This is a genomic window from Pseudomonas sp. BF-R-24, from assembly GCF_019947335.1.
GTDB lineage: Bacteria > Pseudomonadota > Gammaproteobacteria > Pseudomonadales > Pseudomonadaceae > Aquipseudomonas > Aquipseudomonas jessenii.
Map to the genome: position 1 here is coordinate 63817 of NZ_JAGYGG010000027.1, position 14574 is coordinate 78390.

The window sequence follows — 14574 nt, forward strand, 5'->3', positions numbered from 1 at the left end:
GCTTTTTAAGGATTGGAAAATGAACCCACAAGACACCGCAAAAGCCCCGGTCATCACCAGCATGCAAGTGGTTCCGGTCGCCGGCCACGATGGCATGCTGCTCAACCTGAGCGGCGCCCACGGCCCGTTTTTCACCCGCAACATCGTGATCCTCAAGGACAACGCCGGCCATACCGGCGTTGGCGAAGTGCCGGGGGGCGAGCGCATTCGCCAGACCCTCGAAGACGCGCGCAGCCTGGTGGTCGGCAGCCCGATTGGCACTTATCAGAAAATCCTTAATCAGGTACGCCAGACCTTCGCCGACCGCGATGCCGGTGGCCGCGGTTTGCAGACCTTCGATCTGCGCATCACCATTCACGCCGTCACCGGCCTGGAAGCCGCATTGCTCGATTTGCTCGGTCAGCACCTGGACGTACCGGTGGCCGCCCTGCTCGGCGAAGGCCAGCAGCGCGATGAAGTGAAGATGCTCGGCTATCTGTTTTACGTCGGTGATCGCAACGAAACCGACCTCACCTACCGCAGCGAACCGGACGCCGACAACGACTGGTTCCGCGTGCGGCACGAGAAAGCCATGACCGCCGATGCGGTGGTCCGCCTGGCCGAGGCGGCTCACGCGCGTTATGGCTTCAAGGACTTCAAGCTCAAGGGCGGCGTGCTCAGCGGCGATGCCGAAATCGAAGCGGTCACGGCCCTCGCCGAACGCTTCCCCGATGCGCGCATCACCCTCGACCCGAATGGCGCCTGGTCACTGAAAGAAGCCATCCGCCTGTGCCGCGATCAGCACCGCGTGCTGGCCTATGCCGAAGACCCGTGCGGGGCAGAAAACGGTTACTCGGGTCGAGAAGTCATGGCCGAATTCCGTCGCGCCACGGGTTTGAAAACCGCGACCAACATGATCGCCACCGACTGGCGGGAGATGGGCCATGCGATCCAGTTGCAGTCGGTCGATATTCCCCTGGCCGACCCGCACTTCTGGACGATGCAGGGTTCGGTGCGCGTGGCGCAGATGTGCCACGAATGGGGCCTGACCTGGGGTTCGCACTCTAACAACCACTTCGACATTTCCCTGGCGATGTTCACCCATGTCGCGGCAGCCGCGCCGGGCGAGATCACCGCCATCGACACCCACTGGATCTGGCAGGATGGCCAGCGCCTGACCAAGGCCCCGCTGCAAATCGTCGACGGCTGCGTGCAGGTGCCGCAGAAACCGGGGCTGGGGGTCGAGCTGGATATGGATCAGGTCGCCAAGGCTCACGAGTTGTACAAAGGCATGGGCCTGGGGGCGCGGGATGACAGCGTGGCGATGCAGTTCCTGATTCCCGGCTGGAAGTTCGACAACAAGCGGCCTTGCCTGGTGCGTTGAATCGCCAAGTGCGTTGAATCAAGGGTTGCGCGTGGCCGCCTGATGGCGGCCGATTTTAAAAAGCGCTCGGAGCATGGCGCTTGAGCCCCTAAAATGACGCGCAACTGAATCAACGACGGATGAAACCAATATGGAAAGGCTGAAAACCATCGCCGCTTGCATGGCGATATTCGCCGCGGGCCAGTGCGTTGCACAGGATCAAGTCGAGACAGTGGTAAACGCCGCTGTACAGCCGGTAATGCAAGCCGAGGGTATCCACGGCATGGCCGTGGCGGTCACCGTCAACGGCCAGGCGCATTACTTCAACTATGGCGTCGCCTCAGTAGAAACCGGAAACCCCGTCACACAAGACACCCTGTTCGAAATCGGCTCCGTCAGCAAAACCTTCACCGCCACCCTCGCCGCCTACGCCCAGGCCACCGGCAAGCTGTCCCTGACCGACAAGACCAGCCAGGTCCTGCCGGCCTTGCGCGGCAGTGCTTTCGACCACATCAGCGTGCTGCAACTGGGCACCTACAGCGCTGGCGGTTTACCCCTGCAATTTCCTGCTGAATCTGATTCGGCCGACAAAATGCTCGGCTACTACAAACAATGGAAACCGCTCTACGCCCCCGGCAGCCACCGACTGTATTCGAACCCCAGTCTGGGCCTGTTCGGCTACCTCGCCGCCCACAGCATGGGCCAGCCGTTTGATGACCTGATGGAGAAGACCCTGCTGCCAAAACTCGGCTTGCAGCACACCTATGTGCATGTGCCGCAGGATCAGATGGCGCTCTACGCCCAGGGCTACAACAAGGACGGCAAACCGGTACGGGTGGGTCCGGGCGCGCTGGATTCCGAGGCGTATGGGGTGAAGACCAGCGCCGCAGACTTGCTGAGCTATGTCGGCGCGAACATGAAACCGGCGTCCCTGGAAAAGCCGTTGCAGCAAGCCATCGCCTTGACTCACAGCGGTTACTACACCGTAGGCGATATGACCCAGGGCTTGGGCTGGGAGATGTATCGATACCCGATCACTCTGGATCGCTTGCTGGACGGCAACTCCACGCCGATGGCCATGGAAGCCCATGAAGTCCAGTGGCTGAACCCGCCGCAGGCGCAGCCGGAAAACGTGCTGATCAACAAGACAGGCTCAACCGGTGGCTTCGGTGCTTACGTGGCGTACGTGCCTTCGAAGGACATCGGCATCGTGATGCTGGCCAATAAGAATTATCCCAATGCGCAACGGGTCAGGATCGCTCATCAGATACTGAGTGCCCTTGCCCGATAGTTGCTGATCCATCTGTGGGAGCGAGCTTGCTCCGGGCGGCGCTCCGAGGATGGAGGTCTGACATTCAACATTTGTATCGACTGTTACGACGCAATCGCGAGCAAGCTCGCTCCCACAGAAAAGCCTGCCATCGTCGCCAGATAGAGGATCAATCATCCGGCATTTCAGGCGGCTTGGCGGGCTTGGCCGGTTTGCCAGGTTTTGTACCTTTGGCGCCTTTTGCCGCCGGCTCGGCTTCAGTGACGGGAGCGGCCACGGTCGCGGTAAATTCTTTCTCGGCCGCCGGCAGCTGATCGACAGCGCTGAAAACATCTTCCAGCTTGATGGCGTCCGATTGTTCAAGTTTCTTTTCGCCGTCCTTGCCGACCAGAATGACCCTGGTCCTGGCGCCGACACCCAGCTTGAGCGAGCGGATCAGCGCCGCCGTGTCTTGTGACCCGAGGTCCTTGCCGTCGCGCTGGCCCATCAGGTTGAGTACGGTGTAGAGCACCATGTTGCGGTCGGTGAAGCCCTTGCGGTTGGCCGGCTCATCCAGGGACTTTTTCAGGCTGACCCAGGTCGGATCAACCGTGCTCGGAGCGATGACGATCAGTGGCCGGGCCCTGCCCTTGTCCATGTCCAGCGGTGAGTCGCCATCGGCGGCGAACGAGGTGCCGGCAATCGCCAGCAAAGTAGCCAGAGTCAGTGACCTGATGAGCATGCGCATCTCCTTTTGATATTCACGCTCTAATGATTGCGCATCGCGGCGATCGTTCCGGGTGACATACCGCAAATATTGTTCGCCTTGCCCCAAGCTTAGGTCAGGGCGGTCATTGCGCAACAGACTGGGCTAATCTGAAGACTCATGGCAACCAGCCTGATCCCTTGTGAGGACTTGCCCATGAGTACTCAGTTGAATCACACCATCGTCTGGTGCCGGGACAAGCAGGTTTCGGCGAATTTCCTGACGGGCCTCCTTGGCCTGCCTGCCCCCGAGCCCTTCGGCCCCATGCTGATCGTCAAACTGGATAACGGCGTATCACTGGATTTCTACGACAACGAGCCGCCGATTGCGTCTCAGCACTACGCGTTCCTGATTGGCGATGAGGATTTCGATGCGGCCTTCGCACGCCTGCAAGCCAACGGTCAGCCATGGTGGGCCGACCCGGGCAAGCAGCGACTGAGGGAGATCAATGATTACGCGGGAGGACGGCGGGTGTATTTCGATGACCCGGACGGGCATCTGCTGGAAATATTCACCCGCGAATGAAGCTGGCGTGGCGGCTTGATTCAGAACGCCAGTTTGTAGCCAATCAGCAACAGCATGGTCGCCAGGCAAGGGCGCAGCAATTCGTCGGAGATGCGCCCGGTCAGGTGGCTGCCCAGGTAAATCCCCGGCAACGAGCCCACCAGCAAGTAACCCAGGACGTGCCAATCCATGTTGCCCATGCTGGCGTGGCCAAGGCCCGCGACCAGGGTCAGCGGCACGGCGTGGGCGATTTCAGTCCCCACCAGGCGGCGGGTCGGCAGCATCGGATAGAGAATGAACAGTGCCACGGTGCCCAGTGCACCGGCACCGATGGACGTCAACGCGACCATGGCGCCAAGGACCAGCCCGGTGATGACCGTCATCACGTTCAAGCGCAATCCGCTGGGGTTGTAGTTGCCACCCGCACGTTTGTGGGCGAAGTCGAGCAGGCGCTTCTTGAACAGGATCGCCAGAGCCGTGGCGAACAACACGAACCCGAGGGCCTGCTTGATGATCGCGTTCATCGACTCGGGGGCGCTGTGCAGGGTACTGAGGAACCACAGCGTCATCGCCACCGCGGGCACGCTGCCCAAGGTCAGCCAGCCGGTGATCGCCCAGTCGATGTTGTTGTTCTTGCGGTGGACCAGTACGCCGCTGGACTTGGTGATGGCGGCGTACAGCAGGTCGGTACCGACCGCCGTCGCCGGGTTGATGCCGAACCCAAGCAGGATCGGGGTCATGAGCGACCCGCCACCTACGCCAGTCATGCCGACGATGAAGCCGACAACCAGCCCGGCAACGACCAACCCGATGTTCACTAAATCCATGAATACTTCCACAAAGATCGCAGGGGAAATCTGGCCCGCAGCATAGCGATATTTCTTATAACCAGTTATATCGATGCGATCTATCTTTATGCCGGAAGCATCATGTCACCCTGTGGGAGCGAGCTTGCTCGCGATGGCGGTGTATCAGTTGGCATCATGGCGACTGACACTCAGTCATCGCGAGCAAGCTCGCTCCCACAGGGTTGCGTGCCAGATTCACTGCACCGGCAGGAAATTCAGGAACAGCAGGCTCTGGGCATAGTTCACGCCGATGCGCCGGTAGCGTTCGTCGAGCATCCGGGTCAGCAGGTCCAGCCGGGCGACGATCTTGCCGAACTCGACGGCAAAGCTCAGGTTGCTGCCCTCCTCCGAGATTTCGTTGGAGAACAGCAAGGGCTGGCCCTCTTTGTTCTGTCGCTGGCTGAGGATCCAGGTGGCGATTTCGATATTGCGCGCGGCATTGCCGACAAATACCGGGTTGATCGTGTCGGTCATGTAGAACTCGAGGCGATTGCCATGAGCGGTCACCAGCATGCTGCCGATGGCATAGATGAACGCACCGACCCGGTCGCCCAGAAACTCCGGACTCATGGCAAAACGCAGGGCCGCGAGGTCCTTTTTGCCGCCCAGGGTCGGCAATGGTTGCTGCAGCTCAATGGCCATGCGCACTTGCTTGCCGGCGGTGCGGGCATCGAGGAAACCGGATTTTTTCAGCTCGTCGGGGTTACGCAGATAGAGCTTGCTCATCAGCAGGTAAAGGCTGTTGAGGTTGTCGCGCATGGTCAGGGTGGCCATGCGGTCGACGCTGGTCTGCAGGAACTCCTGGGGTTTGCCTTCGCGCATCTGGTTGATGATGTCGCCGCCCTGCTGCTGGCTGCAACCGGTGACGTAGAGCATCGACAGACCTGCAAGCAGCAGGCAATGACGGCGGATTCTAGTGGTGATCGTGGGTGAAACTCGAGCCATGGGTTCTTGGACTTGGGCATGGGCCGGCGGTGGGGATCGCCGCAGGCTGCCATGGATAGAGCCGGACATTTCGAAAAAGTGCAGTATCGGCACAGAGCAATCGATCACCGGCAAGGTGCAGCTCAAGAGTTCGCAGCCTGCGGCGGAACCGATGGACTATTCTGCTGCCCACTGAAATAACCATCGGCATTCATAAAGGAGGTTTGCATGCGCACGCTTGAACTGGCTGGCACCAGGGTCCCGGTCATCGGCCAGGGGACCTGGCAGATGGGCGAAGACCGTTCACGGCACACGGAAGAAGTCGCGGCACTGCGCCTGGGTATCGAGCTGGGCATGACCCTGATCGACACCGCGGAAATGTACGCCGAAGGCGGTGCCGAGGAAGTGGTGCGCGATGCCATTGCCGGCCGGCGCGACAACGTCTTTCTGGTCAGCAAGGTGTACCCGCACAACGCCAGTCGCCAGGGCATTCCCCAGGCTTGCGAGCGAAGCCTGCGCAGGCTTGGCACCGATTACATCGACCTGTATCTGCTGCATTGGCGCGGTCAGTATCCTCTGGAAGAAACCGTCGACGCCTTCGAGCGCTTGCGTGAAGCCGGCAAGATTGGCCGTTGGGGCGTGTCCAACTTCGACCTCGACGACCTGCAGAAACTGGACGCCCCGGCCTGTGCCACCAATCAGGTGCTCTACAACCTGGAACAACGGGGCATAGAATTTGATTTGCTGCCCTGGAGCCAACAACGGCGTTTGCCGGTCATGGCTTACTGCCCGATTGGCCAAGGCGGTAAAATGCTCTTGGACGTCGCGCTCAAGCAGGTGGCTGTCCGTCACGGCGTCGCACCGGCTCAGGTGGCACTGGCCTGGATACTGCGTCAGGAAGGAGTGATCGCCATCCCCAAGGCGGTCCGACTCGAACATGTACGCCTCAACGCCCAGGCCGCCACGTTGCAGCTTGAGCCCGGGGATCTGGAGGCGCTGGACCAAGCGTTTCACGCGCCACAACGCAAACAGCGGCTGGCCATGGTCTGAACCACCGCAGCCTGTCAGAGAGCTTCGCCATGAGAAGCACCGACCACCTGGACCCGTTCAATCTGCAACGTTTTCTCCAGGCTCAGGACCCGGTATTCGACCGGGTTCAAAACGAGCTGAACAACGGACACAAGCGCAGTCACTGGATGTGGTTCATTTTTCCGCAGTTTGCCGGGCTCGGCGACAGCGAGATGTCGCGCCGCTTTGCCATCCGCTCACGGGAGGAAGCCCTGGCCTACCTTGAGCATCCGTTGCTGGGCGCCCGGCTGCGTACCTGCACCCAGGAAGTGCTGAACATCCGGGAGCGCTCGGTAGCGGGGATTTTCGGTCATCCCGACGACCTGAAGTTTCATTCCTCGATGACCCTGTTTGCCCAGGTCGCCGATGCCGACAGCCTTTTCCAGCAAGCCTTGAACCAGTACTTCCACGGCATCCTGGATGACTGGACCCTGTCGCTGATGGACTCAAAACAGGCCCAGTTGCCCCCCAATCAGGGTTGAGAAGTCGTCGTCGACAAACGGCAGTATCGCGTCCGCCACCGGTTGCAGCTGCCGGGTGATGTAATGGTCGTAATCGATGGGCGCGCTGCGCACTTCCAGCGGTTCGGGGCCGGCGACGGTGATCACGTAGCTGATCCAGCCGCCATTCTGGTACTGCCGCGGGCGACCCTGCCGGTCGTTGTACTCGTCGGCCAGGCGCGCCGCGCGCACATGGGGCGGTACATTGCGCTGATAGTCATCGAGGGTGCGGCGCAGGCGTTTGCGGTAGATCAGCCGGTCATCGAATTCACCGGCCAGGGTCCTGCGCACGTAGTCACGCACATAATCCTGGTAGGGCTTGCGCAGGAAGATCCGCGAATACAGCTCCTGCTGGAACTGCCGGGCCAGTAGCGACCAGTCGGTGCGCACGGTTTCCAGGCCTTTGTAGACCATTTCGTCGCTGCCGTCCTCCCGGGTGACCAGCCCGGCATAGCGCTTTTTACTGCCTTCCTCGGCGCCGCGAATGGTCGGCATCAAAAAGCGCTTGTAGTGGGTTTCGAACTGCAATTCGAGAACGCTCTGCAAGCCGTATTCCTGCTGCACGTGCTCGCGCCACCACTGATTGACGTGCGCCACCAGCGCGTGGCCGATCTGCGCCGCCTCCTGCTGGCCATGGGCACGACGCAGCCAGACGAACGTCGAGTCGGTGTCGCCGTAAATCACCGCATGCCCCTGGGCTTCGATCAACTGGCGGGTGCGCAGCATGATCTCGTGCCCGCGCAAGGTGATGGACGACGCCAGGCGCGTGTCGAAGAAACGACAACCGCTGGAGCCGAGCACTCCGTAGAACGCGTTCATGATGATTTTCAGCGCCTGAGACAGCGGCGCGTTGTGTTCGCGCTTGGCGGTTTCCCGGCCTTCGGCCACCCGGGCGACGATGGACGGCAGGCAATGCCGGGTGCGGGAAAAGCGCGCGCCACGAAATCCCGGCACCGACTCGCTGTCGTCCGGGTGCTTGAGCCCCTCGATCAGCCCCACGGGGTCAATCAGGAAGGTGCGGATGATCGACGGGTAGAGACTTTTGTAGTCGAGCACCAGCACCGACTCGTACAGTCCCGGCTGCGAATCCATGACAAAACCGCCGGGGCTGGCTTCGGGTGGCTTGCCACCGAGGTTTGGCGCCACGAAACCCTGACGGTGCATCAGCGGCATGTACAGGTGCGTGAACGCCGCCACCGAACCGCCCATGCGATCGGCCGGCAAACCGGTGACGCTGGCTCGCTCCAGCAGGAAGGTGAGCAACTCGGTCCTGGCAAAAATCCGCGTGACCAGCTCGCAGTCCTTGAGGTTGTATTTGGCCAGCGCCGGTTTGTCCTCGGCGAACATGCGATTGATTTCGTCCATGCGCTGGTACGGGTTGTCGATGGACTTGCCCTCGCCGAGCAAGGTTTGCGCGACGTTTTCCAGGCTGAACGAGGGGAAACTCCAGGTCGCCGAACGCAGGGCCTCGATACCGTCGATGATCAGGCGGCCAGCCGCAGATGCGAAGTAGTGATTACCGCTGCCGTGTTCGCGCCACTGCATTTCCTCGCCGCCACGCCCCAGTTTCAACGGCACCGCCAGGCGCCGGGCGTGTTCGTGGAGCACCCGCAAGTCGAACTGCACGACGTTCCAGCCGATGATCGCGTCGGGGTCGAACCGGGCAAACCATTCGTTGAGTTTTTTCAGCAACAGGGTGCGCGAATCGCAGTATTCGAGCTGGAAATCCACCTGGCTGGCATCGCCATTGGGCGGACCGAGCATGTACACCTGGCGCTCGCCGCAGCCTTCCAGGGCGATGGAGTACAGCTCACCCTGGGCCGTGGTCTCGATGTCCAGGGACACCAGTTTCAGGCTCGGCCGGTAATCGGGGTCGGGTTTCATCTGCGCGTCGAGCAGCAGGCCCTCGGCATCCGGTGTGCCACTGAAGCGCACCGGCGCGGTGATGAAGCGCTCCATCATGTAGCGTTCCGGCGGGCGCACGTCGGCTTCGAACACCTCGACACCGGCCCGGCGCAGCGCGGTTTCCAGGCGCATCAACTGGCCATGTTGCTGGCAATAGAGACCGAGGACCGGGCGATGTTCGAAATCCTGCAGGGCCAGGGACTTGAGCTCGACGTTTTTCTCGTCATGCAAAACACCTTCGGCGGGCTGACGGTGCGCAGCCGGGATGAACGCCACCGACGGTTGATGAGGCAGGCGGATACGCCGGGGACCGCTGTCGGTCGCCAGCCAGAATTCGACTTCCGTACCGGCCGGGGTGTCGCGCCAATGCCGGGTCAGGACGAAGCCCTGCTGTAGATCCACCACTGCAAACCTCGAAACTGATTCAGAGGGTGATTCTACCCGTCATCAGTTGCGATAGCGCGTTTGCCGCAGACCTGTCAGGCAGACACCGCCCTTGTGGGAGCGGGCTTGCTCGCGAAGGTGGTGGGTCAGTCAACATTAATGCTGCCTGACACTACGCCTTCGCGAGCAAGCCCGCTCCCACAAGGTGATTTACTAGCCTGAAAAGGAGACTTACCGAAGAAAAACCGCCAAATGACGTTTTTTGCGTGTTATCTGCCGCTTTCGCCCTTGCCCTGAACGCTTGCGTCTACGATTCTTCAAGAACAACGACAACACCCGAGTAACCACCATGAAAACCGTCGCCCAACTGCTCAAGCTCAAAGATCAGAAGAATCAGGAAGTGCACCAGATCAAACCCGACCACATGGTGCTCGAAGCGCTGATGAAGATGGCCGAGAAAAACGTCGGCGCCTTGCTCGTGGTGGAAAATGATGAAGTGCTGGGCATCATCAGCGAACGGGATTACGCGCGCAAACTGGTGTTGCACGGCCGCTCTTCGGTGGGCACGCCGGTGCGCGACATCATGGTGTCACCGGTGATTACCGTCGACACCCATCAAACCGTGGATACCTGCCTGGGCATCATGTCCGATAGACGCCTGCGTCACTTGCCGGTGGTCGAAGGCGGCAAATTGATCGGCCTGCTGTCGATCGGTGACCTGGTCAAGGAAGCCATTGCCGAACAGGCTGAACTGATTCGCCAGTTGGAACAGTACATTCGCGGGGAATAATTCGACACACCGAAGATCCCCTGTGGGAGCGGGCTTGCTCGCGAAGGCGTAGTGTCAGGCAGCATCAATGTTGACTGACCCACCGCCTTCGCGAGCAAGCCCGCTCCCACATTGGTTTTTCAGTGTTCAGGCCGGCCAATGCCGGGCGAACACCGGTGCCAGTGCCGGGTGGCGGTCGATGCGTTCCAGCCAGGCGAAAAAACCCGGCCGGGCGTTGCGCAAATGTTCCCGGCTGCCCGCCCATCGCGAGATCACCGCCGCCAGCACATCCAGCCCCCCTGGTTTTTCGCTGCCCAGGTACAACTCACCCGAAAACTGATCGGCAAACACCTCCCAACTCCAGTGCAGGCGCCGGCGGGCGCCCTCCATGAGGTTCTGCCTGGACAACTCATCCGCCTCGGCCAGCCAGCGTTCGGGGTAATCAATGATGCCGATGGCCGCATAGCAATTGCTGACGATGTACGCCATGCCGCGAATGGCCTGGTCCCGCTCGGCCGGATCCTGCGGCAACAATCCCGATGCGGGAAAGGTGAGCCCGAGGTGGATCAGGATCGCCGCGCTCTCGGTCAGGACAGCGCCATCGGGTAGCTGCAAGGTCGGAATCTGTTTGAGCGGGTTGAGCTTCTCCAGCGCCTGGGCCGCCTCCGCGGACGTCTCGACATCGATGAAGCGATAAGGAACATCACACAGCTCAAGGGCGGCTTCGATGGCCGCCGCCCCGGAGTTCTGATGGCCGTAGAGCTGGTACATAAACGTCTCCTTGCATACCGTAACCTCTGCAGTGCCGCATCAAGCGTCGCGGCTGAGGATCGCGCCAGCTATCCAGTGTAGAAGCCACCACCCGCCACACCACGACCATCCGACGATCGCACCATCACGTTCACTTGGGGTTTGGTGTCGGTCCTATCATTGCCGTCGATGTTCACCATCATCTCAATGAAGTTCTCTTAAAAAATCCCCGGCGTAACATCTGCTCCATACCAACCCATAAGCACCCCGGAGCACACCATCATGAAACGCCAAACCCTCCTCAGCATCGCTTTCTCGGTTTTCGCAGTTAACGCTTTCGCCGCAAACTCTGCTCAACCTTTAGTCGCTGAAGGCGGCTCGGATCGTCTGATTGAAAGCCGTGTGGCCGAGGGTGGTTCGGATCGCCTGATCGAAAACCGCGTCGCTGAAGGCGGTTCCGACAAGCTCCTGCAAAACCGCGTCGCTGAAGGCGGTTCCGACAAACTGCTGCAAAACCGTGTCGCCGAAGGCGGTTCCGACAAGCTCCTGCAAAACCGTGTCGCTGAAGGCGGTTCCGACAAGCTCCTGCAAAACCGCGTCGCCGAAGGTGGTTCGGATCGTTTGATCGAAAGCCGCGCTGTCTGAATGCAGTGCCTGACCGCAGGACTCAATGAAAACCCGGCCTCACCCGCCGGGTTTTTTATGCTTTTTTTGCGCCGCGATTACTGTCCTGCCCGCGCCATGCAGCGCTGGTAGCGTTCATCGACTCGCTTGGCGAACCACGCGGTGGTGAGTTTGCGGGTGATTTTCGGGCTTTGCAGCACGATCCCGGGCAACACTTGACGGGGTAACGGCCGGCCCTCGGCCCGTTCGGCCAGTTCGAAAACCCGCCGATAGAGTTTGCTGTCTTCGAACGCCAGGGTGTTCCCCTCTTCCAGTTGTTCCCGGATCGTCGGATTGCGCATGTCCAGTTGCTTGCCGAGGGTACGCACGGCCAGTTCCGTGGTGCCGGGCATGATCGAACCGTGGCGCACCAGGTCGCCATCCAGCGCCAACGGGATACCGGAAGCCCGGCTCACCGCGTTCTGGAACGCGGCGTTACGGCTGGCGTACCAACCCGCGTTGAAGTCCGCAAAGCGGTACAACGGCTGTGGGTAGCTCACCGGATACCCGAGCAGATGCGCAATGCCGAAATACATGCCGCCGCGTCGGGTGAACACTTCATGACGAATCGAGCCCTTCACCGGGTACGGATAGCCCTTGGCCTGCTGCTCGGCAAAATCAATGCTGACCTGCATCGGCCCGCCGGTATGCACCGGGTTGAAGCCGCCGAACAGGGTCTTGCCCATCGGCACCATGCCGATGAAGTCATCGAAAACAGCGCTCAGTTCCTTTTCACTGCGCGCGGCATTCAGGCGACTGCTGTAGCTTTTGCCGTTGGGCGAGTCGAGCATTAACGCACCGCTCACCAACAGGCCGGGAATATGTGCCTTGGCGGCACGGCGGTCGATCTCGTCGCGGGCGATCTTGCCCAGGCCCGGTACGCTCGGATCGACCTGAAAGGTCGACTCCTGTTCAGTCACCGCCAGCACCGAGCACAGGTTTTGCGTAGTCGGCGAGATGTCTTGCGCGGTAAACGCCACCTGGATATCCGTGGCCCAACCCTGGCGATCGGCAGCCTTGGCCGGCAGCAAACGCACAATCTCGGCCTTCACTTCGGCCGGGCTGCGCGCCACCGGTTCCTGGGTCCGTTGGCTGCCGCAACCGGTCAATACCAGCAACACGGCGACGCTTGTGATCAATCTGATTTGCATGTCGTTCCATCTAATCCGTTGGTCCGGGCCAACCATACGACCAATGGCAGGTCAGCGGCTACGTCCGTGGCAGTCCGACGGTTGCCGCCCTCCCCGACTGGACCATACTTGATTCACACAGCGAGGAGGACAGGTTCATGCACCGCAGCGACGTGTTGATCATCGGTGCCGGCCCCACCGGGCTGGTCCTGGCGTTGTGGCTGAGCAAACTCGGCGTGCGCGTGCGGATCGTCGACAAAACCTCCGCCCCCGGCACCACGTCCCGGGCGCTGGCCGTCCAGGCACGGACGCTGGAGTTGTATCGCCAGCTTGGACTGGACGACGCCGTGGTGCAAAACGGACATCAAGTAACGGCCGGCAACTTCTGGGTAAAGGGTGAGCCCGTGGCGCGCCTGCCCCTGTCTCAGATCGGTGAAGGCCTGACGCCCTACTCGTTTCTCGAGATTTTCCCCCAGGACGAACACGAACGGCTGCTGATCGAGCGCCTGAACGCTTTCGGTATCACAGTGGAACGCAACACCGAACTGGCGGACTTCGAGCAAACCGCAGACGGCATCACGGCCACGCTGCACCTGCCCGACGGTCAGCAGGAAATCTGCCAGGCCTGTTACCTGGCCGGATGCGATGGTGCCCGGTCGATTGTGCGCAAAACCCTGGATACCGGGTTTCCCGGCGGGACTTACCAGCAGATTTTCTACGTCGCCGACGTACAGGGCAGCGGCCCGACATTCAACGGCGAACTGCATGTGGACCTCGACGAGGCAGACTTCCTCGCCGTGTTCCCGCTGGCCGGCAGTGGTCGCGCGCGCTTGATCGGCACGGTACGCGACGAACGCGCCGAACACGCCGAGACCCTGCGCTTCGAGGACGTCAGCAGCAGGGCCATCGAGCACATGAAGGTGAAGGTCGAGCAACTGAACTGGTTTTCGACCTATCGCGTACATCACCGGGTGGCGGATCACTTCCGCAAAGACCGGGCGTTTCTACTGGGGGATGCCGCCCACGTGCACAGCCCGGCGGGCGGCCAGGGCATGAACACCGGGATTGGCGATGCCATCAACCTGGCCTGGAAACTGGCGGCCGTGTTGAGCGGCGGCGCAGAGGCCAGACTGCTCGACACCTATGAAACCGAGCGCATCGCGTTTGCACGCAAACTGGTGGCCACCACCGACCGGGTATTTAACTTCGTCACTGCCGATGGGCGAATTGCCGACTTGCTGCGTACACGCCTGGCCCCGTTCTTGATACCGAAAATAACCTCGTTCGAAACCTCTCGCGAATTCATGTTTCGCACGGTGTCGCAGATCACCCTGAATTATCGTGGAATGCCGCTGAGCACGGGCGTTGCCGGGCACGTGCATGGTGGCGATCGCCTGCCCTGGGCCCATGACGGTGAGGGGGATAATTTTGAGTCGCTCAAGTGCCTGACCTGGCAAGTACATGTCTATGGCGACACCAGCGACGAGATGATCGCCTGGTGCCACGAGCACCATTTGCCACTGCATGTGTTCGACTGGCGACCGGCGTTCGAAACCGCGGGCCTGGGGCGCAACGGCTTTTATCTGTTGCGGCCCGACACCTATGTGGCGATTGCCGAAACTTGCGCGGACCCGAAAGTGATCGAACGGTATTTCCGTGATCACGGGATCCGGCCGTTTTTCGGCGCGCCCTGATGCAACACCGATCAAAATGTGGGAGCGGGCTTGCTCGCGAATGCAGTGTGTCAGTCAATACATCTGTCACTGACACTC

14 protein-coding genes are annotated in these 14574 nt (G+C 61.0%); 8 read left to right on the top strand and 6 right to left on the bottom strand.

What is annotated here, in order from left to right:
- Positions 1–19 precede the first annotated feature (19 nt).
- The gene (gene gudD, locus KGA98_RS20410; RefSeq protein WP_223503432.1) at positions 20–1363 is read left to right on the top strand and encodes a glucarate dehydratase; all 1344 of its coding nucleotides are present in this window, start codon (positions 20–22) and stop codon (positions 1361–1363) included.
- Positions 1364–1523: 160 nt separating this feature from the next.
- Positions 1524–2633 (top strand): class C beta-lactamase, encoded by a 1110-nt coding sequence (ampC, locus tag KGA98_RS20415; protein ID WP_411736674.1) that lies wholly within the window; start codon positions 1524–1526, stop codon positions 2631–2633.
- A gap of 148 nt (positions 2634–2781) precedes the next feature.
- Here the strand turns inward: ampC and KGA98_RS20420 are convergent, their stop codons facing one another.
- The gene (locus tag KGA98_RS20420; protein WP_223503436.1) at positions 2782–3333 is read right to left on the bottom strand and encodes a DUF4174 domain-containing protein; all 552 of its coding nucleotides are present in this window, start codon (positions 3331–3333) and stop codon (positions 2782–2784) included.
- A gap of 180 nt (positions 3334–3513) precedes the next feature.
- Here KGA98_RS20420 and KGA98_RS20425 point away from each other — a divergent pair, with 180 nt between their 5' ends.
- Positions 3514–3882, top strand: a complete 369-nt coding sequence (locus tag KGA98_RS20425) for a VOC family protein (RefSeq protein WP_057714024.1) — start codon at positions 3514–3516, stop codon at positions 3880–3882.
- A 20-nt stretch (positions 3883–3902) separates the two neighbouring features.
- Here the strand turns inward: KGA98_RS20425 and KGA98_RS20430 are convergent, their stop codons facing one another.
- Entirely contained in the window at positions 3903–4688 is a 786-nt protein-coding gene (locus KGA98_RS20430) for a sulfite exporter TauE/SafE family protein (protein WP_090456794.1), read from the bottom strand.
- 216 nt (positions 4689–4904) lie between these two features.
- A complete protein-coding gene (locus KGA98_RS20435; protein WP_223503438.1) occupies positions 4905–5654 on the bottom strand; it encodes a hypothetical protein in 750 nt (249 codons plus the stop codon).
- Positions 5655–5861: 207 nt separating this feature from the next.
- Between KGA98_RS20435 and KGA98_RS20440 the strand changes: the two genes are divergently transcribed.
- Positions 5862–6683 (top strand): aldo/keto reductase, encoded by an 822-nt coding sequence (locus KGA98_RS20440; protein WP_223503439.1) that lies wholly within the window; start codon positions 5862–5864, stop codon positions 6681–6683.
- Positions 6684–6712: 29 nt separating this feature from the next.
- Positions 6713–7183 (top strand): DUF1810 domain-containing protein, encoded by a 471-nt coding sequence (locus KGA98_RS20445; protein ID WP_223503441.1) that lies wholly within the window; start codon positions 6713–6715, stop codon positions 7181–7183.
- On the opposite strand, the gene KGA98_RS20450 is transcribed toward KGA98_RS20445, so the two are convergent.
- Positions 7148–9508: a DNA polymerase II gene (locus KGA98_RS20450; protein ID WP_223503443.1), complete on the bottom strand. Its 2361-nt coding sequence runs from the start codon at positions 9506–9508 to the stop codon at positions 7148–7150. The genes KGA98_RS20445 and KGA98_RS20450 overlap by 36 nt on opposite strands.
- A 331-nt stretch (positions 9509–9839) precedes the next feature.
- Between KGA98_RS20450 and KGA98_RS20455 the strand changes: the two genes are divergently transcribed.
- The gene (locus tag KGA98_RS20455) at positions 9840–10280 is read left to right on the top strand and encodes a CBS domain-containing protein (RefSeq protein WP_007976812.1); all 441 of its coding nucleotides are present in this window, start codon (positions 9840–9842) and stop codon (positions 10278–10280) included.
- 126 nt (positions 10281–10406) lie between these two features.
- On the opposite strand, the gene KGA98_RS20460 is transcribed toward KGA98_RS20455, so the two are convergent.
- Positions 10407–11030 (bottom strand): glutathione S-transferase family protein, encoded by a 624-nt coding sequence (locus KGA98_RS20460; protein WP_057714019.1) that lies wholly within the window; start codon positions 11028–11030, stop codon positions 10407–10409.
- A gap of 261 nt (positions 11031–11291) precedes the next feature.
- Between KGA98_RS20460 and KGA98_RS20465 the strand changes: the two genes are divergently transcribed.
- Positions 11292–11654 (top strand): hypothetical protein, encoded by a 363-nt coding sequence (locus KGA98_RS20465; RefSeq protein ID WP_223503445.1) that lies wholly within the window; start codon positions 11292–11294, stop codon positions 11652–11654.
- A 77-nt stretch (positions 11655–11731) separates the two neighbouring features.
- On the opposite strand, the gene KGA98_RS20470 is transcribed toward KGA98_RS20465, so the two are convergent.
- Positions 11732–12823 (bottom strand): DUF1615 domain-containing protein, encoded by a 1092-nt coding sequence (locus tag KGA98_RS20470; protein ID WP_223503447.1) that lies wholly within the window; start codon positions 12821–12823, stop codon positions 11732–11734.
- Between the two features lie 137 nt (positions 12824–12960).
- Here KGA98_RS20470 and KGA98_RS20475 point away from each other — a divergent pair, with 137 nt between their 5' ends.
- Positions 12961–14496: an FAD-dependent oxidoreductase gene (locus tag KGA98_RS20475; RefSeq protein WP_223503449.1), complete on the top strand. Its 1536-nt coding sequence runs from the start codon at positions 12961–12963 to the stop codon at positions 14494–14496.
- Positions 14497–14574: the final 78 nt, after the last annotated feature.

Excerpts from the sequence above, each read along its gene's own strand:
- gudD (WP_223503432.1), top strand. The coding sequence starts at position 20 with ATGAACCCACAAGACACCGCAAAAGCCCCGGTCATCACCAGCATGCAA.
- ampC (WP_411736674.1), top strand. The coding sequence starts at position 1,524 with ATGGCGATATTCGCCGCGGGCCAGTGCGTTGCACAGGATCAAGTCGAG.
- KGA98_RS20420 (WP_223503436.1), bottom strand. The coding sequence starts at position 3,333 with ATGCTCATCAGGTCACTGACTCTGGCTACTTTGCTGGCGATTGCCGGC.
- KGA98_RS20425 (WP_057714024.1), top strand. The coding sequence starts at position 3,514 with ATGAGTACTCAGTTGAATCACACCATCGTCTGGTGCCGGGACAAGCAG.
- KGA98_RS20430 (WP_090456794.1), bottom strand. The coding sequence starts at position 4,688 with ATGGATTTAGTGAACATCGGGTTGGTCGTTGCCGGGCTGGTTGTCGGC.
- KGA98_RS20435 (WP_223503438.1), bottom strand. The coding sequence starts at position 5,654 with ATGGCTCGAGTTTCACCCACGATCACCACTAGAATCCGCCGTCATTGC.
- KGA98_RS20440 (WP_223503439.1), top strand. The coding sequence starts at position 5,862 with ATGCGCACGCTTGAACTGGCTGGCACCAGGGTCCCGGTCATCGGCCAG.
- KGA98_RS20445 (WP_223503441.1), top strand. The coding sequence starts at position 6,713 with ATGAGAAGCACCGACCACCTGGACCCGTTCAATCTGCAACGTTTTCTC.
- KGA98_RS20455 (WP_007976812.1), top strand. The coding sequence starts at position 9,840 with ATGAAAACCGTCGCCCAACTGCTCAAGCTCAAAGATCAGAAGAATCAG.
- KGA98_RS20460 (WP_057714019.1), bottom strand. The coding sequence starts at position 11,030 with ATGTACCAGCTCTACGGCCATCAGAACTCCGGGGCGGCGGCCATCGAA.
- KGA98_RS20465 (WP_223503445.1), top strand. The coding sequence starts at position 11,292 with ATGAAACGCCAAACCCTCCTCAGCATCGCTTTCTCGGTTTTCGCAGTT.
- KGA98_RS20470 (WP_223503447.1), bottom strand. The coding sequence starts at position 12,823 with ATGCAAATCAGATTGATCACAAGCGTCGCCGTGTTGCTGGTATTGACC.
- KGA98_RS20475 (WP_223503449.1), top strand. The coding sequence starts at position 12,961 with ATGCACCGCAGCGACGTGTTGATCATCGGTGCCGGCCCCACCGGGCTG.